The sequence below is a fragment of the Pinisolibacter sp. DMC100 genome, assembly GCF_056313705.1.
The window spans coordinates 1,027,541-1,051,389 of sequence record NZ_JBQUZT010000001.1 but is presented as its reverse complement, the minus strand read 5'-3'; the positions used below and the strand labels follow the sequence as shown (position 1 = coordinate 1,051,389).

Annotated in this window: 21 protein-coding genes; 12 read left to right on the top strand and 9 right to left on the bottom strand. The window is 69.8% G+C overall.

The features are described 5' to 3' along the window. Window positions 1-265: 265 nt before the first annotated feature. The 4 genes from ahpC to ACT541_RS04815 all read left to right on the top strand — a co-directional run bounded on the left by ahpC (window position 266) and on the right by ACT541_RS04815 (window position 5,759). A complete protein-coding gene (gene ahpC, locus ACT541_RS04830) occupies window positions 266-829 on the top strand; it encodes an alkyl hydroperoxide reductase subunit C (RefSeq protein ID WP_476134703.1) in 564 nt (187 codons plus the stop codon). Window positions 830-998: 169 nt separating this feature from the next. After that, window positions 999-2,552, top strand: coding sequence for an alkyl hydroperoxide reductase subunit F (ahpF, locus tag ACT541_RS04825; RefSeq protein ID WP_476134702.1), 1,554 nt, complete (start codon window positions 999-1,001; stop codon window positions 2,550-2,552). A 223-nt stretch (window positions 2,553-2,775) separates the two neighbouring features. Beyond that, window positions 2,776-4,410, top strand: a complete 1,635-nt coding sequence (locus ACT541_RS04820; RefSeq protein WP_476134701.1) for an alpha-amylase family glycosyl hydrolase — start codon at window positions 2,776-2,778, stop codon at window positions 4,408-4,410. Window positions 4,411-4,529: 119 nt separating this feature from the next. Next, window positions 4,530-5,759 (top strand): Bcr/CflA family efflux MFS transporter, encoded by a 1,230-nt coding sequence (locus ACT541_RS04815; protein ID WP_476134700.1) that lies wholly within the window; start codon window positions 4,530-4,532, stop codon window positions 5,757-5,759. Here the strand turns inward: ACT541_RS04815 and ACT541_RS04810 are convergent, their stop codons facing one another. Further along, the gene (locus ACT541_RS04810) at window positions 5,760-7,940 is read right to left on the bottom strand and encodes a glycoside hydrolase family 3 N-terminal domain-containing protein (RefSeq protein ID WP_476134698.1); all 2,181 of its coding nucleotides are present in this window, start codon (window positions 7,938-7,940) and stop codon (window positions 5,760-5,762) included. It abuts the gene before it with no gap. 112 nt (window positions 7,941-8,052) lie between these two features. On the opposite strand from ACT541_RS04810, the gene ACT541_RS04805 reads away from it, so the two are divergent. Then, the gene (locus tag ACT541_RS04805) at window positions 8,053-9,870 is read left to right on the top strand and encodes an ABC transporter ATP-binding protein/permease (protein WP_476134697.1); all 1,818 of its coding nucleotides are present in this window, start codon (window positions 8,053-8,055) and stop codon (window positions 9,868-9,870) included. On the opposite strand, the gene ACT541_RS04800 is transcribed toward ACT541_RS04805, so the two are convergent. The 3 genes from ACT541_RS04800 to ACT541_RS04790 form a co-directional block, all read right to left on the bottom strand. Beyond that, on the bottom strand, window positions 9,830-10,078 hold the full coding sequence (locus tag ACT541_RS04800) for a hypothetical protein (protein WP_476134695.1): 249 nt from the start codon (window positions 10,076-10,078) through the stop codon (window positions 9,830-9,832). The two genes, ACT541_RS04805 and ACT541_RS04800, sit on opposite strands and share 41 nt — an antisense overlap. Before the next feature lie 103 nt (window positions 10,079-10,181). Further along, window positions 10,182-11,789 (bottom strand): GMC family oxidoreductase, encoded by a 1,608-nt coding sequence (locus ACT541_RS04795; RefSeq protein WP_476134693.1) that lies wholly within the window; start codon window positions 11,787-11,789, stop codon window positions 10,182-10,184. 344 nt (window positions 11,790-12,133) lie between these two features. Next, a complete protein-coding gene (locus ACT541_RS04790) occupies window positions 12,134-13,630 on the bottom strand; it encodes a CoA-acylating methylmalonate-semialdehyde dehydrogenase (RefSeq protein ID WP_476134692.1) in 1,497 nt (498 codons plus the stop codon). A 146-nt stretch (window positions 13,631-13,776) separates the two neighbouring features. Between ACT541_RS04790 and ACT541_RS04785 the strand changes: the two genes are divergently transcribed. Next, a complete protein-coding gene (locus ACT541_RS04785; protein WP_476134691.1) occupies window positions 13,777-14,679 on the top strand; it encodes a LysR family transcriptional regulator in 903 nt (300 codons plus the stop codon). Window positions 14,680-14,695: 16 nt separating this feature from the next. On the opposite strand, the gene ACT541_RS04780 is transcribed toward ACT541_RS04785, so the two are convergent. The 4 genes from ACT541_RS04780 to ACT541_RS04765 all read right to left on the bottom strand — a co-directional run bounded on the left by ACT541_RS04780 (window position 14,696) and on the right by ACT541_RS04765 (window position 17,326). Further along, complete coding sequence (locus ACT541_RS04780; RefSeq protein ID WP_476134689.1) at window positions 14,696-15,013, bottom strand: ArsR/SmtB family transcription factor; 318 nt, start codon at window positions 15,011-15,013, stop codon at window positions 14,696-14,698. A 204-nt stretch (window positions 15,014-15,217) separates the two neighbouring features. Further along, window positions 15,218-15,835 (bottom strand): TetR family transcriptional regulator C-terminal domain-containing protein, encoded by a 618-nt coding sequence (locus ACT541_RS04775; protein WP_476134687.1) that lies wholly within the window; start codon window positions 15,833-15,835, stop codon window positions 15,218-15,220. A gap of 46 nt (window positions 15,836-15,881) precedes the next feature. Continuing rightward, window positions 15,882-16,307, bottom strand: coding sequence for a hypothetical protein (locus ACT541_RS04770; RefSeq protein ID WP_476134685.1), 426 nt, complete (start codon window positions 16,305-16,307; stop codon window positions 15,882-15,884). Window positions 16,308-16,339: 32 nt separating this feature from the next. Next, window positions 16,340-17,326 carry a 2-hydroxyacid dehydrogenase gene (locus ACT541_RS04765; protein ID WP_476134684.1) on the bottom strand — a complete coding sequence of 329 codons (987 nt, stop codon included), beginning with the start codon at window positions 17,324-17,326 and terminating at the stop codon, window positions 16,340-16,342. 218 nt (window positions 17,327-17,544) lie between these two features. Between ACT541_RS04765 and ACT541_RS04760 the strand changes: the two genes are divergently transcribed. Together ACT541_RS04760 and ACT541_RS04755 are read left to right on the top strand one after the other, a co-directional pair. Next, window positions 17,545-18,135, top strand: a complete 591-nt coding sequence (locus ACT541_RS04760) for an SH3 domain-containing protein (protein WP_476134682.1) — start codon at window positions 17,545-17,547, stop codon at window positions 18,133-18,135. A gap of 148 nt (window positions 18,136-18,283) precedes the next feature. Next, on the top strand, window positions 18,284-18,805 hold the full coding sequence (locus tag ACT541_RS04755) for a MarR family winged helix-turn-helix transcriptional regulator (protein WP_476134681.1): 522 nt from the start codon (window positions 18,284-18,286) through the stop codon (window positions 18,803-18,805). 97 nt (window positions 18,806-18,902) lie between these two features. On the opposite strand, the gene ACT541_RS04750 is transcribed toward ACT541_RS04755, so the two are convergent. Next, complete coding sequence (locus ACT541_RS04750) at window positions 18,903-20,024, bottom strand: TRAP transporter substrate-binding protein (protein WP_476134679.1); 1,122 nt, start codon at window positions 20,022-20,024, stop codon at window positions 18,903-18,905. 209 nt (window positions 20,025-20,233) lie between these two features. On the opposite strand from ACT541_RS04750, the gene ACT541_RS04745 reads away from it, so the two are divergent. The 4 genes from ACT541_RS04745 (at window position 20,234) to cysK (ending at window position 23,732) form a co-directional block, all read left to right on the top strand. Continuing rightward, complete coding sequence (locus tag ACT541_RS04745; protein ID WP_476134677.1) at window positions 20,234-20,983, top strand: SDR family oxidoreductase; 750 nt, start codon at window positions 20,234-20,236, stop codon at window positions 20,981-20,983. Window positions 20,984-21,110: 127 nt separating this feature from the next. Further along, window positions 21,111-22,088: an iron exporter MbfA gene (mbfA, locus tag ACT541_RS04740; protein WP_476134675.1), complete on the top strand. Its 978-nt coding sequence runs from the start codon at window positions 21,111-21,113 to the stop codon at window positions 22,086-22,088. Window positions 22,089-22,102: 14 nt separating this feature from the next. Next, a complete protein-coding gene (gene dut / locus ACT541_RS04735; protein WP_476134674.1) occupies window positions 22,103-22,561 on the top strand; it encodes a dUTP diphosphatase in 459 nt (152 codons plus the stop codon). A 211-nt stretch (window positions 22,562-22,772) separates the two neighbouring features. Further along, window positions 22,773-23,732, top strand: a complete 960-nt coding sequence (cysK, locus tag ACT541_RS04730) for a cysteine synthase A (protein WP_476134672.1) — start codon at window positions 22,773-22,775, stop codon at window positions 23,730-23,732. Window positions 23,733-23,849 lie beyond the last annotated feature (117 nt).

Sequence of the window (23,849 nt, the reverse complement as noted above, 5' to 3'; positions counted from 1 at the left end):
CGCAGGCGGACCGCAGGAAACGGGGATCGGAAATTTCGATAGGTCTCGCCGATGGAAAAAACAGAGACAATCTATTTGAACGATGTCGTGGCGGACGTTAGCCTGCTGTCACTCGGCGATGGGATGCTCTCGCCGCCGAGCCGGAAAACGTGGCCCTTCGCCGCCGATTCCCCTGCCTTCGGCGGGGACGGGGCGATCGACCGTGAGGCGGGTTTCACCCGCCGTGCCCGACCCGGCCGTATCGAGGCCAAACTGGAGAAGACACATGCCGATCATCAACTCGGAACTCAAGCCGTTCAAGGCCACCGTCTATCACAACGGCAAGTTCTCGGAGATCACCGAGGCCGACCTCAAGGGCAAGTGGTCCGTGGTCGTCTTCTACCCGGCCGACTTCACCTTCGTCTGCCCGACCGAGCTCGGCGACCTCGCGGACGTCTATCCGGAGTTCCAGAAGATCGGCGTCGAAGTGTACTCGGTCTCGACCGACACGCACTTCACTCACAAGGCCTGGCACGACGCCTCGGACACGATCAAGAAGATCAAGTACCCGATGGTCGGCGACCCGACCCATGCCATCGCCCGCAACTTCGACGTCCTGATCGAGGAAGCCGGTCTCGCCCTGCGCGGCACCTTCGTCATCGACCCGGAAGGCAAGATCAAGGTCGCCGAGATCCACGACCTCGGCATCGGCCGTGACGCCAAGGAGCTGCTGCGCAAGGTCCAGGCGGCCCAGTACGTCGCCTCGCATCCGGGCGAGGTCTGCCCGGCCAAGTGGACCCCGGGCGAGGCGACCCTCGCCCCGTCGCTGGAGCTCGTCGGCAAGATCTGATCGACCGCATCGACAGGGTCGTCCGGGGCGCACGCGCCCCGGACGCACCACTCGGCCGCGCGCCGCCCCTTCCCTCCCCAGACATCGAAGGCGACGACGAGCCGTCGGGGCACACCGCTCCCGACGCTTCCTCCTCACGTTCGAAATTTCATCCTTCCGGAGACGCGTCATGCTCGACGACGGCATCAAGGCCCAACTGACCGCCTACCTCGAGCGCCTGAAGCGCCCGATCGAACTCACCGCCTCGCTCGGCGACGACGAAGGCTCGCGCCAGACGGCCGAGCTCGTCGCCGACATCGCCGCCTGCTCGCCCCTCGTCACCGCCCGCACCGACGGCACCGACGCGCGCAAGCCGTCCTTCTCGATCGGCCTCGCCGGCGAGGCTCCCCGCATCCGCTTCGCCGGCCTGCCGATGGGCCACGAGTTCACCTCGCTGGTGCTCGCCCTGCTCCACACCGGCGGCCACCCGCCGAAGGAGGCGGAGGCGACGCTCGATACGGTCAAGGCGCTCTCGGGCTCCTTCGACTTCGCCACCTACGTGTCGCTGACCTGCCAGAACTGCCCGGACGTCGTCCAGGCGCTGAACACCATGGCGGCGCTCAACCCGAACGTCCGCCACACCATGGTCGACGGCTCGATGTATCAGGCCGAGGTCGAGCGCGAGAAGATCATGGCGGTGCCGACCGTGATGCTGAACGGCGCCCCCTTCGGCCAGGGCCGGATGAGCCTCGACGAGATCGTCGCCAAGCTCGACACCGGCGCTGCGGAACGCGCGGCGGCCGAGATCGCGGAGAAGGACGTGTTCGACGTCCTCGTCGTCGGCGGCGGCCCGGCCGGCGCCGCGGCGGCGGTCTATGCGGCGCGCAAGGGCATCCGCACCGGCGTCGTCGCCGAGCGCTTCGGCGGTCAGGTGCTCGACACGATGGCGATCGAGAACTTCATTTCGGTCGCGCACACCGAAGGGCCGAAGCTCGCCGCGGCGCTCGAGGCGCATGTCTCCGACTATGCCGTCGACATCATGAAGCTGCAGAAGGCGACGGCCCTGATCCCGGCCGCCTCCACCGCCGACCCGATCGAGGTCAAGCTCGCCTCCGGCGCCTCGCTCAAGGCGAAGTCGGTGATCCTCTCGACCGGCGCCCGCTGGCGCGAGATGGGGGTTCCTGGCGAGGCCGACTACAAGGCCAAGGGCGTCTGCTTCTGCCCCCACTGCGACGGCCCGCTGTTCAAGGGCAAGCGCGTCGCGGTGATCGGCGGCGGCAACTCGGGCGTCGAGGCGGCGATCGATCTCGCCGGCATCGTCTCGCACGTCACGCTGATCGAGTTCGATTCCAAGCTGCGCGCCGACGACGTGCTGCAGAAGAAGCTGCGTTCGCTTCCAAACGTCACCATCCACGTCTCGGCGAAGACCACCGAAGTGATCGGCGACGGCGAGAAGGTGACCGGGCTGCGTTACGAGGACCGCACCACCGGCGAGATCCACGATCTGGCGCTCGAGGGCATCTTCGTGCAGATCGGCCTTCTGCCCAACACCGAATGGCTCGACGGCAGCGTGCGGCTCTCCAACCGCAAGGAGATCGAGATCGACGCCCGCGGCGCGACCTCGGTGCCCGGCGTCTTCGCCGCCGGCGACGCGACGACCGTGCCCTACAAGCAGATCGTCATCGCCGTCGGCGCCGGCGCCACCGCCGCGCTCTCGGCCTTCGATCACCTGATCCGCAACTGACGGTCCTCCGTCGTCGCGACGCAGAGGGCGCCTCCGGGCGCCCTCTTTCGTTTGTGCGGCCGGCGGCCTCCGACATGAAATGTTCACCTTCCGCGCGATGATCGGCGGGGGTACGCCCCTCTACGACTGTCGGTCGGGGGCGGTCCGTGGCAGAATGTTACCGTCGATGGGCTCGAGACCCGGCCGACACCGGAGGCGAGCCCCTCGCATGGGAGGTCTCCGCATGACCCTCGTCGCTTCGCCCCGTCCGCTCGCCCCTCCCGCCGCCGTCGTCGATGCGCCGTGGTGGAAGAAGGGCGTCGTCTATCAGGTCTATCCGTGGTCGTTCCAGGATTCGAACGGCGACGGCATGGGCGACATTCCGGGCATTCTCGCGCGGATCGACCATCTCCATGCCCTCGGCGTCGACGCCGTCTGGCTGTCGCCGGTCTATGTCTCGCCGATGGCCGACTTCGGCTACGACGTCGCCGACTATTGCGACGTCGACCCGCGTTTCGGCACGCTCGCCGACCTCGACCGGCTGATCGCCGAGCTGCACGCCCGCGACATGAAGCTGATCATGGACTTCGTGCCGAACCACACCTCGAACCAACATCCGTGGTTCCTGGAGAGTGCCTCGTCGCGCGACAACCCCAAGGCCGACTGGTACATCTGGCACGATCCGGCGCCCGACGGCGGGCCGCCCAACAACTGGCGCTCGATGTTCGGCGGCATCGGCTGGGAATGGTCGCCGGCGCGCGGCCAGTGGTACTACCACGCCTTCCTGAAGGAGCAGCCGGACCTCAACTGGCGCAACCCGAAGGTCGTCGCCGCCATGCACGACGTCCTGCGCTTCTGGCTCGACCGTGGCGTCGACGGCTTCCGCGTCGACGTGATCTGGCATCTGCTCAAGGACCCGGATTTCCGCGACAACCCGCCCAATCCCGACTGGACGCCGGACGAGCCGGAAGTCCGCCACATCCTGCAGATCATGACCTGCGACCAGCCCGGCATCATCGATCTGGTGAAGGGCTTCCGCAAAGTCCTCGACGAGTTCGACGACCGGGTGCTGATCGGCGAGATCTATCTGACCATCGAGCGCATGTGCGCCTATTACGGCGACAACCTCGACGGCGCCCATCTGCCCTTCAACTTCCATCTGCTGATGGACCCGTGGAAGGCCGAGGTGGTCGGCGGGCTGATCGACGAATACGAGCGCATGCTGCCGGCGGGTGCCTGGCCGAACTGGGTGCTCGGCAACCACGACAACGGCCGCGTCGCCTCGCGCTTCGGCGAGGGACAGGCGCGCGTCGCGGCGATGTATCTCCTGACCGCCCGCGGCACGCCGACGCTCTTCCAGGGCGACGAGATCGGGCTGACCAACGGCGTTATCCCGCCCGACCGGGTGCGCGATCCGCAGGAGAAGAACGAGCCGGGTCTGCCCGGCCACAACCGCGACATCGCCCGCACGCCGATGCAGTGGGACACGACGGACAACGCCGGCTTCTCGACCACCGAGCCCTGGCTGCCGCTGGTGCCGGGCTGGGAGACGGTCAACGTCGAGCGCGAACTCGCCGATCCGGCCTCGATGCTGACGCTGCACAAGCGGCTGATCGCGCTCAGGCGCGCCCATCCGGCGCTCGCGGTCGGCGGCGTCCGCGTGCTGGCGGCGGAGGGCGATCTGCTGGCCTACGAGCGCAGCCACGGCGACGAACGCTTCGTCGTCCTCCTCAACCTCGGTCACGAGCTGATCGAGGCGCAGGTCGATGCGGCGAGCGGCGGTCAGGTCGTGCTCTCGGCCAAGGGCGGACGCGACGGCGAGATCCTCGGCAAGCGCATCACGCTCGCCGCCGACGACGGGCTGGTGGTCGCCTTCTGACGGCGCGCGCCGAGCGCGAACAACCGTCGCGGTCGGCGATCGGCCGGTGCGCGCGGGCGCGAAAGCGGCTATCAGGAGGGGGCGGTGCCCTCCGGCGCCGCCTTCTCCCCGAGTGACCGATGACCGCGCACCACCGTCCCGACCTGCCGCCGGCCGCCCGTCCGACCGCCGACGGCGCCTCGCCGACCATCACCCATGTCGCTGCGGGTCTCCTCGGCATCCTGCCCTTCTCGACCGACGTCTATCTGACCGCCATGGTCGATCTCGGCCGCGACTTCGGCGTCGAGGTGGCGGGCGTGCAACGCACGATGCTCGCCTTCACCTTCGGCTTCGCCCTCGCCCATCTCTTCGTCGGTCGTCTCGCCGACCTGTTCGGACGACGGCCGGTGGCGATCGGCGGCACCGCGATCTATCTCGTCGCGGCGATCGCGGCGATCCTCGCTCCGAACCTCGACACGCTGGTCGCCGCTCGCCTCGTCCAGGGCGCCGCCGCGGCGGCCGGGCCGATCGTCGCCCGCACCCTCATCCGCGACACGGTCACGCCGGAGAACGCCGGGCGGGCGCTCTCCAAGGTCGGCGTGCTCTTCGGCATCGCGCCGCTCGTCGCCCCCTTCGTCGGCACCTTCGCCGCCGGCCATTTCGGCTGGCGCGGGGCGCTCGGCACCCTGGCGATCTATGCCGCGGTGCTGCTCGTCGCGCTGCTCCTGCGTCTGCCCGAGACACGGCCGCAGCACGTGCACGGGGCGGAGCGGGTGTCGATCATGAAGGCGCTGCGGCATTGCATCCGTACCCGCGCCTTCGTCGTCGGCTGTCTGGCGCTCGGCATGGGCTACGGCGCGCTCTATTCGTGGCTCACCACCTCGGCCTTCCTGATGGTCGGCAAGCTCGGCTACACCAAGGTCGAGGCATCGTGGGTCTATACGGCGGGGGCCTTCGGCTTCCTCGCCGGCGGCATGATCGCCATGCGGCTCGCCCGTGTCCTCCTGCCGCGCCACGTGCTGCGCATCGCCGCCGCGACGATGATCCTCGGCACCGCCGTGCCGCTCGCGCTGGTGGTCTCCGGCGACGTGCACTGGTGGGGGCTGATGCTGGCGCTCTTCCCCTATTACATCGGCTGGGGCCTCGCCCAACCGATGGCGACCGCCATCGGCATGCGGCCCTTCCCGGAGATGGCCGGTCAGGCCTCGGCCTGGCTCGGCATCGCCCAACAGGTCGGCGGCATGAGCTTCGCGGTCGTCGCCGCCTCGCTCGGCGGCGGCACGGCGACACTGGTGATCATGACGATCTCCGCCCTCGCCTTCACCGGCTCGGTGTTCCTGCCCGTGCAGAAGGCGCCGCCGACGGCCTGATCACGCCACCAGCGGCCCGGTCGCGACCGCCTCGACCCGCACGGTCTTCAGCGCCGTGCGCTCGGCCGAGAAGCCGACGGACAACTCGAACACGCCCGGTTCGACCACCGGCTCCAGTGCCGCGTCGAGCACGGCGAAGTCGGCCGGCGCCAGCGCGAAGGCGAGGTCGCGGCTCTCGCCGGGGGAAAGAGCGACGGTCTCGAAGCGGCGCAGCTCGATGATCGGCCGCGCGGTCGAGGCGACGACGTCGCGCAGGAAGAGGAAGACCGTGGTCGAGGCCGCGACCTTCCCTTCGTTCGTCACCCGCGTCGTCACCGTCACCCCCTCGCCGGGTGCGAAGGTCGGCGCCGACACGGCCGGTTCGTCGAGGGCGAAACGGCTGTAGGACAGGCCGTGGCCGAAGACGAACTGCGGCGCGTTGGGAATGTCGAGATACTGCGTGGTGAAGTGCTCGCCGGCGACGAAGGGGCGGCCCGACGGCCGCGCGGCGTAGAAGACCGGGATCTGGCCGACGTCGATCGGCCAGGAGACCGGCAGCCGCCCCGAGGGCGAGCGCTTGCCCGCGAGCACCGCGCCGACGGCGTGACCGCCCTCCGAGCCCGGGAACCAGGCGACCAGCGTCGCGTCGATCTTCTCCAGAAGGTCCTTCTCGACCAGCGGTCGGCCGCAGGTCAGCACGCAGACGGTCGGCTTGCCGAGCGCCAGGATCGCCTCGGCGAGGTCGCGCTGGCGGCCGGTCAGCCGCGGTTCGGCGCGGCTCGCCGCCTCGCCGGTGATCTCGCCCGGCTCGCCGAGCAGGAGGACGACGACCTCGGCCGTCTCGGCCGCTGCGACGGCTTCCGCAATCAGTCGGCGGTCGTCGGTGTCGTCGGCGGCCGCGTCGGGATTGCAGCCGCGGGCGACGACGATCTCGCGGCCGGGGAAGGCCGCCTCGATGCCGGGGCGCAGCGTGACGATCTCGTCCTGATCGCCGAGCCCGTACCACGAGCCGAGCATCTGCATGCGCTCGTCGCCGAAGGGGCCGACGAGGGCGATCGGCCCGCCGGTCGCCGCCAGCGGCAGCACGTCGTTCCTGTTGGTCAGCAGCGTCAGCGTCGCCTCCGCCGCCTCGCGCACCGCGGCGCGGCGCTCGAGCCGGGTCGAACGGGCGAGGTTCTCCGGCCGGCCGCGGCCGAAGGGGTCGTCGAAGAGGCCGAGACGTTCCTTGACCGCGAGGACGCGCAGCACGGCGACGTCGACGTCGGCCATGGTGATCAGGCCGCGCTCGAGCGCGACCGGGATGCCGGCATGGTAGGCGCCGCTCATCATGTCGAGGTCCATGCCGGCCTTCAGCGCGATGGCGGCGGCCTCGACCGGGTCGGCGGCGACGCCGTGGGCGATCAGCTCGCCGATCGCGTCGTAGTCGGAGACGTAGATGCCGTCGAAGCCCCAGCGGGTGCGGACGAGGTCGGTGAGCCAACCGCGATCGCCCGACATGGGGCGGCCGGCGATGTCGACGAAGGCCGGCATGATGGCGATGCAGCCGGCCTTCACCGCCGCCTCGAAGGCCGGCAGATAGACCTCGTGCAGGGTGCGGTCGGAGAGCTCGACCGAGGCGTAGTCACGCCCGGCGATCGAGGCGCCGTAGGCGGCGAAGTGCTTGGCCGTGGCGGCGAGCGACGACGGCGCGGCCGTGTCGGCGCCCTGAAAGCCCGCGACCTTGGCGCGTGCCATGGCGCGGCCGACGATCGGGTCCTCGCCCGGACCCTCGACGATGCGGCCCCAGCGGGGATCGCGGGCGACGTCGAGCATCGGTGCGAAGGTGAGCGCGAGACCGGCATCGGTCGCCTCCTCCGCGGCGACGCGGGCGGTCTTCTCCCAGAGATCGGGGCGGAAGCTCGCCGCCTCGCCGATCGGCGCCGGGGCGGCGGTGAGGTAGCCGTGGATGACGTCGAGGCCGAAGAGCAGCGGGATCTTCAGCCGGCTCTCCTCCACCGCCACCTTCTGCAGCGCGTGGATGCGCTCGACGCCGACGAGGTTCAGGACCGAGCCGAAGCGGCCGGCGCGGACGTCCTCGACGGTCGGTTCGGTCGCGGCCTTGGGTCCGGTGACGATGGTCTCGGCGCCGAGCGATTCCATCACCAACTGGCCGACCTTCTCCTCGAGGGTCATGGCGGCGAGAAGCGAGCGGATCCGGGACATGTCTCGTGCCTTCGTCTCATGGGCGGGACGGGACGCCTCGCCGCAGGATATGATCGTCGAAGCACCATGTAAGATCCGCTTCTCGCCACTGGCAATCCGTCGGAAACCGCTCATGTCAGAACCCGCAGGGACCGCCGAGAACAAGGAGACCCCGCTCTTCGGCGCGCCGCTTTCGCCCCATGGCGGGACCTTCACGCAGGTCGCTCAGGTGATTCGCCGCATGCGCGGGGCGCCCGAGCGCAAGGCGCTCGCCTGGCTGGTGCTGGGTGTGGTGGCGATGATCGTCTCCAACAACCTCATGCAGATCAAACTCAACGACTGGCAGGGCCTGTTCTACGACGCGCTGGAGCGGCGCGACTGGCCGGGCTTCGTCGGCGAGGCACTGCACTTCCTCGAGATCGCCGGCACGCTGCTCGTCCTCGTGGTGTTCCAGACCTGGGGCGTCGAGATGATCAAGGTGCAGATCCGCTCCTGGCTGACGCGGCATCTGCTCGACGACTGGTTGACCGCCAACCATTCCTGGCTCCTCACCTTCGCCGGCGAAGTGGGCGCCAATCCCGATCAGCGCATCCACGAGGACACGCGACACCTCGCCGAACTGACCGCCGACCTCGGCGCCAGTCTGGTGCAGGCGACGCTGCTGCTCGTCTCCTTCATCGGCGTGCTGTGGGTTCTGTCGGAGCAGGTCAAGTTCGACATCGGCGGCAAGCTCGTCGGCATCCCCGGTTACATGGTGTGGTGCGCCATCGCCTTCGCGCTCGCCGGTTCGGCGCTGACCTTCCTCGTCGGCCGGCCGATGGTCGGCGACAATGCCGCCCGCTATGCCCGCGAGGCCGACATGCGCTTCGCCCTCGTGCGGATCGGCGAGCAGGCGGAAGGCATCACCCTCTACGGCGGCGAGGTGGACGAGCGGCGTTCGATCGACATGCTGTTCGACCGGGTGCTCGGCGCCATGCGGCGGCTGGTCGACGACCTCGCCCGCCTCACCTGGGTCACCTCCGGCTACGGCTGGCTCGCCCTCGTCGTGCCGGTGATCGTCGCCTCGCCCGGCTATTTCTCCGGCGCCATGTCGCTCGGCGGGCTGATGATGGTGGTCAACTCGTTCAACCAGGTGCAGTCGTCGCTGCGCTGGTTCGTCGACAACTTCTCGCGCATCGCCGACTGGCGGGCGACGCTCGGCCGCGTCGAGGCGCTGCACGAGGCGCTCGCCGCCCTCGACCGACCGCAGGGCGCCGACGGCCATTTCGACTGTATCGAGGACGCCACCGACGGCATCCGCTTCGAGGGCTTCGAGCTGAAACTCCCCGTCGGCCGCTCGGGCTTCGCCACGCCGGACGTCGCGATCGAACGCGGCGAGCGGGTGCAGATCGTCGGCGACGCCGGCACCGGCAAGAACACGCTGTTCCTCGCCATCGCCGGCCTGTGGTCGCGCGGCCAGGGCACGATCCGCCATCCGCCGCGCGGGCGGATGATCTTCCTGCCGGAGCGGCCCTATTTCCCGATCGGCACGCTGCGCGCTGCGCTCGCCTATCCCGATCAGAGCGGCACGGTCGCCGACGACGACGCGACGGCGATGCTCGACGCCGTCGGGCTGCACCGGCTGACCGCGTGCCTCGACGAGACGCTGCGCTGGGATCGCGATCTCGCCATCGACGAGCAGCAGCTGCTCGCCTTCGCCCGCGCGCTGCTCCATGCCCCCGACTGGGTGATCATGGAGGACGCCACCTCGGCGCTGTCGGCCAAGGCGCAGCGGCGGGTCTTCGGCCTTCTCACCGCCCGCGAGACGTTGTCGGTGGTGGCGCTGGTCAAGGCGGCCGACGACGACCCGTTCTACGGCCGCACGCTCACCCTCGAGCGGCGCGGCAACGGCCGGCGCGTCAAGAACGGCCTCAGGACGCGGAACGGTCCCGCGTCGGCGAACGGCCGTTGAGGCCGGTGCCGCCGCGACGCTCGTCGGGGCGGCCGGGGCGCTGGGCCTGCCGCCGCAGGGCGCGTTCGGCCGACCAGGGGTCGGAGAAGCGCGCGCCCTCGAAGGCGCGGAAGCGGCCGGCCAGTGCGTGGAAGGCGTAGGCTCCGTCCTCGCGGACGAGGATGCCCGCCTCGACGTCGTCGATCTCGATCAGGTAACGGTCGAACATGGGGCGCTCCGCAACTTCGTGGCGCGCCTCTTCCACCAGACTTCGATGCCATCCGCATGACGGTTCGCCCAACCCGCCGTGACGGGGTGGACATGTCCCCCGCTCAGCCGCGGCGGCGATCCTCGCGGATCATCGCGGCACCCTTGTCGGCGATCATGATGGTCGGCGAATTGGTGTTGCCGGAGACGATCGTCGGCATCACCGAGGCGTCGACCACGCGCAGGCCCGAGACGCCGCGCACGCGGAGGCGGGCGTCGGTCACCGCCGTCGGATCGCCGTCGACGCCCATCTTGGCGGTGCCGACGGGGTGGAAGATCGTCGTGCCGATGTCGCCGGCGGCCTTCGCCAGTTCCTCGTCGGTCGAGAGCCGCGCGTCGGGCAGATGCGCGGTCGGGCGGAAACGGGCGAGCGCCGGGGCCTCCACGACGCGACGGGCGAGGCGGATCGAATCGATGGCGACGCGACGGTCCTCGTCGGTCGAGAGATAGTTCGGCCGGATCGCGGGTGCGGCCGCCGGGTCGGTCGAGCGGGCGTGGATCGAGCCGCGGGCGGTCGGGCGCAGGTTGCACACCGACACGGTGAAGGCGCCGAACGGGTGCATCGGCTCGCCGAACCTGTCGAGCGACAGCGGCTGGATGTGGAACTCGACGTTGGGCGTCGCGTGGTCGGGCGACGAGCGGGTGAAGGCGCCGAACTGCGACGGTGCCATCGCCATCGGGCCGCGGCGGAAGAGGGCGTATTCGATCCCCATCCAGGCGCGCTCGAGGAGCTTGGGATACATCGTGTTGAGGGTGCGGGTGCCCTCGACCCTGAAGATCGTCCTGAGCTGCAGGTGATCCTGCAGGTTCTCGCCGACGCCGGGGAGGTTCGCGACCAGCGGCACGCCGAGTTCCGAAAGCCTCGCGGCATCGCCGACGCCGGAGCGCTCGAGGATCGCCGGCGAGGCGACGGCACCGGCCGAGAGCACCACCTCGAGGCGGGCGCCGACGCGCTCCTCGCGACCGTCTCGGCGATAGGCGACGCCGCTCGCCCGCGTGCCGTCGAAGAGGACGCGATCGGCGAGTGCACCGGTGACGACGGTGAGATTGGGTCGGTCGAGCGCCGGCTTGAGGAAGCCGCGGGCGGCCGACCAGCGCCGGCCGCGCTTCTGGTTGACCTGGAAATAGGCGGAGCCCTCGTTGTCGCCGCCGTTGAAGTCGGCGACCCTGGGGATGCCGCACTGGGCGGCGGCACCGGCGAAGGCGTCGAGGATCTCCCAGCGCATGCGCGCCTGGTCGACCCGCCATTCGCCGCCGGCGCCGTGGTTCGGCGAGGCGCCGAGGAAGTGGTCCTCGTGACCCTTGAAGACCGGGAAGACGTCGTCCCAACCCCAACCATCGAGGCCGGAGGCGCGCCAGCGCTCGTAGTCGGCCTTCTGGCCGCGCAGGTAGAGCATGGCGTTGATCGCCGAGGAGCCGCCGAGCACACGGCCCCTCGGGTACTTCAGCGACCGGCCGTTCAGCCCCGGATCGGGCTCGGTCTGGAAACACCAGTCGGCGCGCGGGTTGCCGATGGCGAAGAGATAGCCGACGGGGATGTGGAACCAGATCCAGTCGTCCTTGCCGCCCGCCTCGAGCAGGCAGACGCGGACGTCGGGGTCCGACGACAGCCGGTTGGCGAGGACACAGCCGGCGGAGCCACCGCCGACGATCACGTAGTCGTAGGTTTCCATCGGTTCCTCCCGAAGGTCGCGCGTCGATTGCCGGACTTTCTGGTCAGCCCGGTCGACCGTTGTCGCGAAGGCGATCCCCCCTCCCCTCAGGGGAGGGGTCGGGGGTGGGGTTGGGCATCGCGGATCGCGTGTCGGTGACGGACGCCAGGGCCCGTCGTCATTTCGGGATGGAGCGTGCGGGACCTCCTCCGCCCCGCATACACCCCACCCCTGCCCCTCCCCCGAGGGGAGGGGTCGGTTCGTGCCGATCCGGAAGGCTGCGATCTGTCGAGAGGGAGAGCCCCCTCATCCGGCCCTGTGGGCCACCTTCCCCCGCGAGGGGGGAAGGGAAAGACCGCGTTCGCTCACTTCATCGTCGGGATGGCGAAGTCGGCGCCGGCGCGGATGCCGGAGGGCCAGCGCGAGGTCACCGTCTTGGTCTTGGTCCAGAAGCGGAAGCCGTCGGCGCCGTGCTGGTTGAGGTCGCCGAAGGACGAGCGCTTCCAGCCGCCGAAGGTGTAGTAGGAGAGCGGCACCGGGATCGGCACGTTGATGCCGACCATGCCGACCTCGACACGCGCCGCGAAGTCGCGGGCCGCGTCGCCGTCCTGGGTGAAGATGGCGGTGCCGTTGCCGTATTCGTGGGCGTTGATCATGCCCAGCGCGTCTTCGTACGTGCCTGCGCGGACGATCGACAGGACCGGGCCGAAGATCTCTTCCTTGTAGATCGTCATGTCGGTCGTGACGTGGTCGAAGAGACAGCCGCCCATGTAGAAGCCGTTCTCGTAGCCCTGCATCTTGAAGCCGCGGCCGTCGACGAGGAGCTTCGCGCCCTCCTTCACGCCGGCGTCGACATAGGCCTTCACCTTGGCGAGATGGGCGGCGGTGACGACCGGGCCGAAGTCGGCCGACGGATCGGTCGAGGGGCCGATCTTCAGGCTCTCGACCCGCGGCACCAGCTTGTCGAGCAGGCGCTCGGCGGTGCCGGCACCGACCGGGACCGCGACCGAGATCGCCATGCAGCGCTCGCCGGCCGAGCCGTAGCCGGCGCCGATCAGCGCGTCGACGGCCTTGTCCAGGTCGGCGTCGGGCATCACCACCATGTGGTTCTTGGCGCCGCCGAAGCACTGGGCGCGCTTGCCGTTGGCGGTGGCGCGGGCATAGACGTACTGGGCGATCGGGGTCGAGCCGACGAAGGACACCGCCTTGATGTCGGGATCGTCGAGGACGGCGTCGACCGCTTCCTTGTCGCCGTTGACGACGTTGAAGATGCCGGCCGGCAGACCCGCCTCGATCCACAGTTCGGCGATCATCATCGGCACGCCGGGGTCGCGCTCGGACGGCTTCATGACGAAGGCGTTGCCGGCGGCGATCGCGGGGCCGCACATCCACAGCGGGATCATGGCGGGGAAGTTGAACGGCGAGATGCCGGCGACGACGCCGAGCGGCTGGCGCATCGAATAGAGGTCGATGCCGGGGCCGGCGTCGGAGGTGAACTCGCCCTTCAGCATGTGCGGGGCGCCGATCGCCACCTCGACCACCTCGAGGCCGCGCTGCAGGTCGCCGCGGGCGTCGGGCACGGTCTTGCCGTGCTCGCGGGCGAGCAGGTCGGCGATCTGGTCGGCGCGGGCGTTGCAGAGATCGAGGAACTTCATCAGCACGCGGGCGCGGCGCTGCGGGTTGACCGCCGCCCATTCGGGCTGGGCGGCCTTGGCGTTCTCGACGACGGCGCGGACCTCGGCGGCGGTGGCGAGCGAGACGGTGGCGATCTGTTCGCCCGTCATCGGCTGGAAGACCGGCGCGGTGCGGCCGGAGGTTCCGGCGATCGGCTTGCCGCCCGCGAAGTGACCGTAAGTGCGCATCGAGTGCTTCCTCCCGTTTGGTGGGCTTGTTTCGTGGTGGCGGAGAGTAGGATGGACAAATCGCCACATCCAGAGATCATCACGCCCATGCCCCGTGGCAAAATGCCCATACGAAACAGTCCGGGGCGAAGGCGAGCGGTGACGACATGCGACGCGGATTCGACTGGAACGACCTGCGCTATTTCCTCGCCGTGGCGCAGGTCGGCACGCTGACCGGCGCGGCGCGGCGGCTCGGCACCGACCATGCCACCGTGTCGCGACGGATCTCCGCCCTCGAGGCGGCGATCGGGGCGAAGCTCTTCGAGCGCACGCCGCAGGGCTATCTGCCGACGCTGTCGGGCGAACGCCTCGTCGCCCACGCCGAGGCGATGGCGGCGGAGGCGGAGGCGGCGACCGAAGGGCTCGGACGTCCCGAGGCCGGGATCACCGGCACGCTCAGGATCAACACGCTCGAGGGTTTCGGCAACTTCTTTCTCGCCCCCCGCATCGGCCGATTCGTCGCCCAGCATCCCCGGCTCCGGGTCGAGCTGGTGATGATCCAGCAGATCGTCGCGCTGTCGCGGCGCGAGGGCGACGTGGCGATCGGCATCGAGCCGCCGAAGGAGAACCGTTTCGTCACCGAGCGGCTGACCGACTATCGCCTCGGCCTGTGGGCCTCGCCCGCCTATCTCGCGGGCCGGCCGGCGATCCAGCGGCGGGCCGATCTCGCCGGCCACGTCTTCGTCGGCTATGTCGACGACCTGCTCTTCACCCGCGGCCTCGACTATCTCGACGACGTGCTGCAGGGGCTCGAGGCGCGGATCCAGACCTCGTCGCTGGTCACCCAGCGCGCCATCACCGAGGCCGGACACGGGATCTGCGTGTTGCCGAACTTCATGGCGCGGGGACGGCCGGGGCTCGTCCCCGTGCTTCCCGACGACGTGCGGCTGACCCGCAGCTACTGGCTCTTCACCCACGGCGACATCGCCGACAGCGCGCGGGTGCGCGCCGTCGTCCGATTCGTGCGCGAGGAAATCGCCGCGGCGGGAGACTGGTTCGGCGCGGCGTGAGCCGGCACGCGAGCCCTCAGGCGGCGCCGGGGCCGCAGTCGGCGCGGCAGTAGAGGCCGTGCAGCGAGGTCAGGATGGTGCGCGCCTCGTCGCCGTGCAGCGAATAGTAGATCATCTGGCCGGCGCGGCGGGTCGAGACGTAGCCCTTGTGGCGCAGCACGGCGAGATGCTGCGACAGGGCCGACTGCGACAGGCCGACCGACTTCTCGAGTTCACCGACCGATTTCTCGCCCTCCACCAGCTGACACAGAATCAGCAGGCGGCGCGGACTGCCCATCGACTTCAGAAGAGAGGCGGCTCGTTCGGCGTTGGCTTCCAGTTGCGCGATGTCCATCGGACGACGTTCCTTCCCGGCCCTCCCTGCGGGGCGGAGAGCCCGCCCGGAGGCCGACGCGGCGATCGCGCCCGAGAGGCGCGGCCGAATTCGTGGCGACTGTGCCAAAGCACTTCGCGGGTTGCAAGCATCACGGTTCCGTGAACGGAGCGAAAACACCCCGAAACGGCTCCGATACTTCAAAAATGCCGCCCGCCGGCGACGTCATCCTTGACGGGTGGCAACCAGTGCGTCGTCGACGAAACGCTCGGCGAGCGCCACCCCGACCTCGGCGGCATAGCAGCCGGGATCGAGGCACCACTGCAGCCACAGGCCGTCCATCAGCGCCGCGAGCCCGAGCGCGACGCGCTCGACGTCGAGGCTGCGGCCCGACGGCACGCAGGCGGCGAGCTCGACCTCGAGGGTGCGGCGGTAGTCGACCCAGGTGCGCTTCTGGATCCCCTTCAGCACGTCGACGTGCGGCAGCAGCGACCAGAACACCACCCAGACACGGAGCAGCGCCGGATCGAGCACGGCGGGCGAGAAGCTCGCCTCGATGAAGGCGGAGAGACGGGCGCGCGCCCCGACGACCGGCTCCACACGGGCGAGAATCGCCGCCATGACGTCGCGCGAGACCTTCTCGTAGGCGGCGGCGACCAGCGCCTCGATGCCGTCGAAATGGTGGTTGACGAGGCCGGCGGAGACGCCCGCCTCGACCGCGATGCGGCGCACCGAGACACCGGCATGGCCCCATTTGGCGAGGCAGCGCAGCGTCGCCGCCACGAGATCGTCGCGGCGGTCCTCGGGCAGGGCCCGACGATATTTCGGTCGATGTTCCGCCATCGGCGCTCCCTCCCCCCTGCGGTGGCGCTACGCGGACCGGCGGGCCTCAGGGGCGCCGCCAGGTGGCCACGACCTGCTGCCCGAAGCGCACGACGACGTCGTTGCCTTCCGGGCTCTTGCGCACGTTGAAGCACTTCTCGCGATTGTTGCCGGTCCAGCGCGAGCAATAGCCCTCGGCGATGACGCGCCAGAAGCCGGAGGTGGCCTTGGCGCGCTTGGCGCCGATCTGGGTGCGGCTCGACTTGCCGTCGGGCGTGAAGACGATCTCGAACTGGGCACCGTCGGGCGAGATGGCCAGCACCTTGCGGCCGTCGAACCAGTTCGCCTTGATCTCGTCGCCCGAGAGCTTTTCCGGCAGGCCGGAGAAGTCGGTCTGCGGCGGCTTGGGCTGGGCGACGGCGGGCGCGGCGGCCACCGTCGCGGCGACGACGAAGGCGAGCGGGGCGAGAGACATCTGAACGGCGCGGCGCATCGGCATCTCCGGGCGAGGTCGGACGACCGACCTCAGAGCATCGAGGGCAGGACGCGATCGGGCGGGCGATGGCCGTCCTGGTAGGTCTTGATGTTGATGATCACCCGCTCGCCCATGTCGATGCGGCCCTCGAGGGTCGCCGAACCGAGGTGCGGCAACAGCACGACGCGGCTCGAGCGGGCGAGCTTGGGGTTCACCGCCGGCTCGTGCTCGAACACGTCGAGACCGGCACCGGCGAGCTCGCCGGCATCCAGCATGCGGGCGAGCGCGTTCTCGTCGATCACCTCGCCGCGGGCGGTGTTGACCACATAGGCATCCGCGCGCAGCAGCTTGAGGCGGCGAGCGGAGAGCAGGTGGTAGGTCGCCGGCGTGTGCGGGCAGTGGATCGAGACGACGTCCATGCGGGCGAGCATCTGGTCGAGGCTCTCCCACCAGGTCGCGTCCAGCCCCTCCTCGACCGAGGCCGGCAGGCGGCGACGGTTGTGGTAGTGGATCGACATGCCGAAGGCCTTGGCGCGGCGGGCGACGGCCTGGCCGATGCGGCCCATGCCGATGATGCCGAGGCGCTTGCCGTTGATGCGGTGGCCGAGCATCCAGGTCGGCGACCAGCCGCCCCATTCGCCCGACTGCATCACCGCGATGCCCTCGGCCATGCGGCGCGGCACGGCGAGGATCAGCGCCATGGTCATGTCGGCGGTGTCCTCGGTGAGGACGCCGGGGGTGTTGGTGACGGTGATGCCGCGGTTGAGCGCGGTCTGCACGTCGATGTTGTCGACACCATTGCCGTAATTGGCGATGAGGCGCAGCTGCGGTCCGGCCTGGGAGATGACGGCGGCGTCGATCGTGTCGGTCACGGTCGGGACCAGAACCTCGCAGGTCTTCACCGCCTCGACCAGTTCGGCCTGGGTGAAGGGACGGTCCTCGACGTTGAGGCGGGCGTCGAAGAGTTCCCGCATCCGCGTCTCGATGACGTCGGGCAGCCGGCGGGTGACGATCACCGAGGGTTTGCTCTTCGTCATGGTACTCACGCTCCCGCCCATTTTTTCCGTTCTTCTCGCGATCGTCGACCGTGGGGCTTCGCCCCGACGACGGTGCGATCGCGCTCGAACCTCGCTCGCCCGCGACCATCTTCCGCGCGACCATCGTCGCCGATCGTTGATGGCTCGTTAACCGCGCCGCTCCCACACTCGGTGGCGAAGCGTCGGGTCCTTCGTTCTCTCTATCAGAAGCCTCGCAAATGACAATTCGTCGTGGAACCTACCTTTCGTCGCGGTCCTGGCACGAGACCGCAGCGCGGGCCCGTCGCGCCCTCGGTGCGGCGACGGTCGCCGCCGCCGTGGCGCTGGCCAGTTCCCTCGTGCTCGCCGACGGCGCGTCGGCCCAGTCGCAGCAGATCGGTCCGAGCGGCCTGCCGCTGCCGCGTTTCGCCTCGACCAAGTCGAGCCCGGTCAACGTCCGCATGGGGCCGAGCCGTGACCACGACGTCGCCTGGACCTTCGTCAAACCGGGCGTACCCGTCGAGATCACCCAGGAATTCGACGTCTGGTTGCGCATCCGCGACAGCGAGGGCGCCGAAGGCTGGGTGCAGAAGACCCTGCTCTCGGGCAAACGCACCGCCCTCGTCGCCCCCTGGGAGAAGACGGGAACCACGCCGATCCGTCAGGCGGCGGAAGCGAGCGCGCCGATCGTCGCCCAGATCGGTCCCGGCGTCCTGGTCGACGTCGCCGAATGCACGGGCCGGTGGTGTCGAATCCAGGCCTCGGGCGCCCGGGGATGGATCGAACAGGGTCGCGTCTGGGGGGCCTATCCGGACGAAGTCTTCCGTTGAGGAAAACGGACGCGCCGCGCTCTCGAAGGGTCGTGTTCACCACGCGCCGATCAAATCGACGATTCGCCATGTCGGCGCCGTTTTTTCGCGCTTCCACCACCGAATCGACCGTTGCTCCCGTCGGCCCGGCATGCCATGCATTGTGCCCATGCCGGAAACAGTTCTCGCCAACCGTCTCGCTGCGCTCGCGACCGCCATCGACGATGCCGTCCATGCCGACACGGACGAGCTGTCGGCGAGCGCCGTCGCGGCCCTGCAGGCCATCCGTCAGGAAGGTCCGCTGGCCATCCAGCAGGTGGCGAAGACCATCGGCCTCACCCATTCCGCCACCGTCCGGCTGATCGATCGGCTGGAGAAGGACTGGCTGGTGCGTCGCCTGTCGCGCAAGGGGCGCGAGGTCAAGGTCGAGGCGACGGCACGCGGCAAGCGCCGCGCCGCGCAGTTCCAGGAACGCCGTCTGTCGGTGGTCGACGGGCTGCTCGCGTGCCTCGACGAGGCCGAACGCGCCGCGCTCGGACCGATCCTCGACCGCCTGCTCGAGGCGAGCGTGCTCGATGCCGACGGCGCCGAGCGCACCTGCCGGGCCTGCGAGCGCGACGGTTGCCGCAAGGCCGGCTGTCCGGTCTCCCGCACCGCCGCCGCCCTGCCGCCGGCCGCGCCGGGGGCGTGAGGCCACCCGACCGGTGGACCGGTTCGTCGAACCCGCCGAAATGCGAAACGGGCGCCCGAGGGCGCCCGTCGCGTCTTCGCAGTTCGCCCGCGCGATCTCAGCCTTCGCCGACGTCGCGCATCTGGTAGGCGGCGAGATCCATCACGCGGGCATAGGTCACGCACTGCTTGCGATAGGCCTCGAAGCTCTCCCAAGTCTCCTTGGCCATCGGCGAGGCGGCGGCGATCTCCTGCATCACCGCGACCGTCTCCTTGGCCAGCACCTTGACGATGTCGTCGGAGAGGGTGCGGACCTGGACGCCTTCCTTCTCGAGCAGCGGCTTCAGCGACGTCACGTTGTGATAGCTGAAGTCGGCGTAGCTCTCGGCGGCGGAGGCGAAGGCGGCGCGCTTGACGATGTCCTTCAGGTCCTGCGGCAGCTCGTCGTAGAGCTTCTTGTTGACCATCAGCTCCAGCGCCGGGCCGAACTCGAAGAAGGACGGCATGTAGTAGTTCTTGGCGACGCGGAAGAGACCGAAGGCGAGATCGTTCCACGGGCCGATCCACTCGGCCGCGTCGATCGTGCCCGACTGCATCGCCTGGAACACCTCGCCCGGCGGCAGCAACACGACGTTGACGCCGAGCCGGCGCAGCACCTCGCCGCCGAGGCCGGCGATGCGCATCTTGAGGCCCTTGAAGTCGTCGACGGTCTTGATCTCCTTGCGGAACCAGCCGCCGGCCTGCGGGCCCGACGAGCCGCAGTAGAAGGGCTGCACGCCGAAGGGGGCGTAGGCCTTCTCCCACAGCGCCTGACCGCCGCCGTACCAGATCCAGCCCATGTGCTCGTTGGCGAAGAGACCGAATGGCACGCCGGTGAAGAAGTGGAAGGCCTTGTCCTTGCCCTGCCAGAAGTAGGGCGAGGCATGCGCCATCTCGGCGGCGCCGGAGGAGACGGCGTCGAAGCACTCGAACGGCGGCACCAGTTCGCCGGCGGCGAAGAGCTGCACCGTCAGGCGGCCGCCCGACATGGCGGTGATCGAATCGGCCAGGCGCTGGGCGTTGACGCCGACGCCGGGCGAGTTCTTCGGCCAGGAGGTCACCATCTTCCAGGTGAGCTTGGTGTCGGCGCGGACGATCGCCGGGGCGGCGAGCGTGCCGCCGGCGAGCGCGGCGGCGCCCAGCCCGAGGAGGCCGCGGCGTCCGACGCCGGCTTCGGTGTTCTTCGTCGTATCCCTGGTCATCGCGATCTCCCGAGGCCTTCCATGTCCGTCGGCTCGGCACCCTACACCCGAGCGTGGCGCAAGGTAGTCGTGAGACCCCCGATCGGGCAACCCGTCCGACGGGGACGAAGCGCCGCGAAGCGACGATCCGACGGGTACGGTCGAAAATCGGGTGGCCGCGGCGCGGTCGCATCGGTCTTCTGGGGGCAGCTCAGCCCCGGGAGGACCCCATGTTGCTTCTCGAAGACAAGGTCGCGATCGTCACCGGCGCGTCGTCCGGCATCGGCCGGGCCGCCGCGCGGCTCTTCGCCGCGCAGGGTGCGGCGGTCGTCGTGTCGGCCCGCGACGCGGCGTCGCTCGAAACCGTCGTCGACGAGATCCGCGCGAGCGGCGGCCGGGCCGGCTTCGTCTGCGGCGACGTCCGCGACGAGGCGCTCCACGCCCGTCTCGTCGCCACCGCGATCGAGGATTTCGGCGGGCTCGACGTCGCCTTCGACAATGCCGGCATGTCCGGACCGTTCGCCCCGCTCGCCGACGTCTCGCCCGCCCGATGGCACGAGACGCTCGACACCAACCTGACGGCGGCGTTCCTCGCCGCCCGTCACCAGATCCCGGCGATGCTGGCGCGCGGCGGCGGCTCGATCGTCTTCACCTCGAGCTTCGTCGGCTCGAGCGTCGGGCTGCCCGGCATGGCGGCCTATGCCGCCTCGAAGGCCGGGCTCGCCGGTCTGGTCAAGGGCATCACCGCCGACTACGGCGCCCGCGGCATCCGCGCCAACGCGCTGCTGCCGGGCGGCACCGACACGCCGATGGCCGGCGACGCGGTGAACAAGGCCTGGGCGGCGGGGCTGCATGCGATGAAGCGCATCGCCGCGCCGCAGGAGATCGCCCAGGCCGCGCTGTTCCTGGCGAGCCCGATGGCGAGCTTCGTCGCCGGCTCCTCCCTCTGGGTCGACGGCGGCAATGCCGCGGTGAAGTGAAGCGGCGGCGCCTGCCGCAGCGGCTGCGGGGTGGTCGCCCGGCCGTCCTCTGCTATTTTGTCTGGAACGATTCCAATCCAGACGAACGGGACCGACACGCCGTGTCGCCGACCCGCGAGAGGACGACATGGCGATCTTCGGCTTCGGCAAGCGGCCCTTCTCCGACCTCGACGAGCGCGAGATCCTGGCACTGGCGATCTCGGCGGAGGAGGACGACAGCCGCATCTATCAGGCCTATGCCGACATGCTGCGCGAGCGCTATCCCGCCTCCGCCGCCGTCTTCGACGAGATGTCGGAAGAGGAGAGCACCCATCGACACTGGCTGATCGACCTCTACACGCGGAAGTTCGGCGACCGCATCCCGCTGATCCGGCGCGAGAACGTCACCGGCTTCTACGATCGCCGGCCGTCGTGGCTCGCCAAGCATCTCAGCCTCGAGACCATCCGCAAGGAAGCGCTGGTGATGGAAGCCGCCTCGCGGCGCTTCTATCTGCAGGCCTCCAAGCGCACCGAAGACGCCGCCATGCGGAAGCTGCTCGGCGATCTGGCGGAGGCCGAGGGCGGGCATCTGTCGCTCGCCCATCGCCTCGGCCTCACCCATCTGCCGGCCGACGTGAAGGCGGAGGAGAACGAGGCGGCGCATCGCCTGTTCGTGCTGCAGTATGTCCAGCCCGGGCTCGTCGGCCTGATGGACGGGTCGGTGTCGACCCTGGCGCCGCTCTTCGCCGCCGCCTTCGCCACCCATTCGACCTGGGAGACCTTCCTGGTCGGCATCGCCGCCTCGATCGGCGCCGGCATCTCGATGGGCTTCGCCGAGGCGCTGTCCGACGACGGCGCGCTGTCGGGCCGCGGCTCCCCGTGGATCCGCGGCGTGACCTCGGGCGCGATGACGATGATCGGCGGCCTCGGCCACGCGCTGCCCTATCTCATCCCCGACTTCGCGCTCGCCACCGCCGTCGCCGTGGTGCTGGTGATCGTCGAACTGTGGGCGATTTCCTGGATCCGCTGGAAATACATGGACACACCCTTCCTGCGTGCGGCATTCCAGATCGTGGTGGGCGGCGCGCTGGTGTTCCTCACCGGCATATTGATCGGCAGCGCCTGACGAGAGCCCGTTCCATGACCCGCACCATCACCATCGGCGTGCAGCGCCTCGCCCATGCCGACGGCCTTCCCCTGCCGGCCTATCAGACGGCGGAGGCCGCCGGCTTCGACCTCGTCGCGGCCCTTCCCGAAGGCGAGGAGATGGTGCTGGCGCCGGGCGCCCGCGCGCTGGTGCCGACCGGGCTGGTGCTCGAGATCCCGTCGGGTCACGAGGGGCAGGTGCGGCCGCGCTCGGGTCTGGCGCTGAAGCACGGCGTCACCGTGCTCAACGCGCCCGGCACGATCGACGCGGACTATCGCGGCGAGGTCAAGGTGATCCTCGTCAACCTCGGCGAGGCGCCGTTCCGCATCGTCCGCGGCGAGCGCATCGCCCAGTTCGTCGCCGCGCCGGTGACGCGGGCGGAGCTGGTCGCGGTCGACGCGGTCGGCGACACGGCGCGCGGCGCCGGCGGCTTCGGCTCGACCGGGCGCTGAGGCACCCGTTGCCGGAATGACTTTTCGCGATCCGGCCGACGGGCGGCGACGAGGGGCCGCATTTTGCGCCTCACTGCCATGTGCGAGCAAAATTTTTCTATCGTGATGGCCAACTCGGCATGGCGACGCCTGTCGGGGCGGGGCGTCCTCGGCTAGAGTCCGGGCAATGGCGCTCCTCTCGGGCGCTCCCGCCATCGTTCGAGGTTCCGACATGTCCGACAAGAAGCCCGGCCGCGGCCGCATCTATTCCTCGATCACCGAAACGGTCGGCGACACGCCGCTGGTCCGCCTCGACAAGCTCGCCGCCGCGCACGGCGTGAAGGCCGAGATCCTCGCCAAGCTCGAGTTCTTCAACCCGCTCGCCTCGGTCAAGGACCGCATCGGCGTGGCGCTGGTCGACGCGCTCGAGGCCGAGGGCAAGATCAAGGAAGGCACCACCCTGATCGAGCCGACGTCGGGCAACACCGGCATCGCGCTCGCCTTCGTGGCGGCCGCCCGCGGCTATCGCCTGATCCTCGTCATGCCCGAGACCATGTCGATCGAGCGGCGCAAGCTCCTCAAGTTCCTCGGCGCCGAACTCGTCCTGACCGAAGGGCCGAAGGGCATGAAGGGCGCCATCGCCAAGGCGCAGGAGCTCGCGGCCGAGATTCCCGGATCGGTCATTCCGCAACAGTTCGAGAACCCGGCCAACCCGGCGATCCACCGCGCCACCACCGCGGAGGAGATCTGGAACGACACCGACGGCGGCGTCGACATCGTCGTCTCGGGCATCGGCACCGGCGGCACCATCACCGGCGTCGGTCAGGTGCTGAAGGCGAAGAAGCCGGGCGTGAAGATCATCGCGGTCGAGCCGTCGGCCTCGCCGGTCCTCTCCGGCGGCCAGCCGGGCCCGCACAAGATCCAGGGCATCGGCGCCGGCTTCGTGCCGGGCGTGCTCGATACCCACGTCTACGACGAGATCGTCACCGTCACCAACGAAGACGCCGTCGCCGCCTCGCGCGAGGTCGCCCGTCTCGAGGGCGTTCCGGTCGGCATCTCGTCGGGTGCGGCGCTGACGGCGGCGCTGGCGGTCGGCGCGCGGCCGGAGAACGCCGGCAAGAAGATCGTCGTGGTGATCCCGTCCTTCGCCGAGCGCTATCTCTCGACGGTGCTGTTCGAAGGGCTCGACTGATCGGCCTCCGGCACGCGTGCCCACGGACGAGACGAAAGAGGCGACGGAGCCGGGTGCTCCGTCGCCTCGTGTCGTTTGCGTTCGGTGGAACGGATGTCGTCGGCGTCGCGGCCTCGG

Bases quoted from the DNA above. Each gene is read 5' to 3' on its own strand.
- ahpC (WP_476134703.1), top strand. From the start codon at position 266: ATGCCGATCATCAACTCGGAACTCAAGCCGTTCAAGGCCACCGTCTAT.
- ahpF (WP_476134702.1), top strand. From the start codon at position 999: ATGCTCGACGACGGCATCAAGGCCCAACTGACCGCCTACCTCGAGCGC.
- ACT541_RS04820 (WP_476134701.1), top strand. From the start codon at position 2,776: ATGACCCTCGTCGCTTCGCCCCGTCCGCTCGCCCCTCCCGCCGCCGTC.
- ACT541_RS04815 (WP_476134700.1), top strand. From the start codon at position 4,530: ATGACCGCGCACCACCGTCCCGACCTGCCGCCGGCCGCCCGTCCGACC.
- ACT541_RS04810 (WP_476134698.1), bottom strand. From the start codon at position 7,940: ATGTCCCGGATCCGCTCGCTTCTCGCCGCCATGACCCTCGAGGAGAAG.
- ACT541_RS04805 (WP_476134697.1), top strand. From the start codon at position 8,053: ATGTCAGAACCCGCAGGGACCGCCGAGAACAAGGAGACCCCGCTCTTC.
- ACT541_RS04800 (WP_476134695.1), bottom strand. From the start codon at position 10,078: ATGTTCGACCGTTACCTGATCGAGATCGACGACGTCGAGGCGGGCATC.
- ACT541_RS04795 (WP_476134693.1), bottom strand. From the start codon at position 11,789: ATGGAAACCTACGACTACGTGATCGTCGGCGGTGGCTCCGCCGGCTGT.
- ACT541_RS04790 (WP_476134692.1), bottom strand. From the start codon at position 13,630: ATGCGCACTTACGGTCACTTCGCGGGCGGCAAGCCGATCGCCGGAACC.
- ACT541_RS04785 (WP_476134691.1), top strand. From the start codon at position 13,777: ATGCGACGCGGATTCGACTGGAACGACCTGCGCTATTTCCTCGCCGTG.
- ACT541_RS04780 (WP_476134689.1), bottom strand. From the start codon at position 15,013: ATGGACATCGCGCAACTGGAAGCCAACGCCGAACGAGCCGCCTCTCTT.
- ACT541_RS04775 (WP_476134687.1), bottom strand. From the start codon at position 15,835: ATGGCGGAACATCGACCGAAATATCGTCGGGCCCTGCCCGAGGACCGC.
- ACT541_RS04770 (WP_476134685.1), bottom strand. From the start codon at position 16,307: ATGCGCCGCGCCGTTCAGATGTCTCTCGCCCCGCTCGCCTTCGTCGTC.
- ACT541_RS04765 (WP_476134684.1), bottom strand. From the start codon at position 17,326: ATGACGAAGAGCAAACCCTCGGTGATCGTCACCCGCCGGCTGCCCGAC.
- ACT541_RS04760 (WP_476134682.1), top strand. From the start codon at position 17,545: ATGACAATTCGTCGTGGAACCTACCTTTCGTCGCGGTCCTGGCACGAG.
- ACT541_RS04755 (WP_476134681.1), top strand. From the start codon at position 18,284: ATGCCGGAAACAGTTCTCGCCAACCGTCTCGCTGCGCTCGCGACCGCC.
- ACT541_RS04750 (WP_476134679.1), bottom strand. From the start codon at position 20,024: ATGACCAGGGATACGACGAAGAACACCGAAGCCGGCGTCGGACGCCGC.
- ACT541_RS04745 (WP_476134677.1), top strand. From the start codon at position 20,234: ATGTTGCTTCTCGAAGACAAGGTCGCGATCGTCACCGGCGCGTCGTCC.
- mbfA (WP_476134675.1), top strand. From the start codon at position 21,111: ATGGCGATCTTCGGCTTCGGCAAGCGGCCCTTCTCCGACCTCGACGAG.
- dut (WP_476134674.1), top strand. From the start codon at position 22,103: ATGACCCGCACCATCACCATCGGCGTGCAGCGCCTCGCCCATGCCGAC.
- cysK (WP_476134672.1), top strand. From the start codon at position 22,773: ATGTCCGACAAGAAGCCCGGCCGCGGCCGCATCTATTCCTCGATCACC.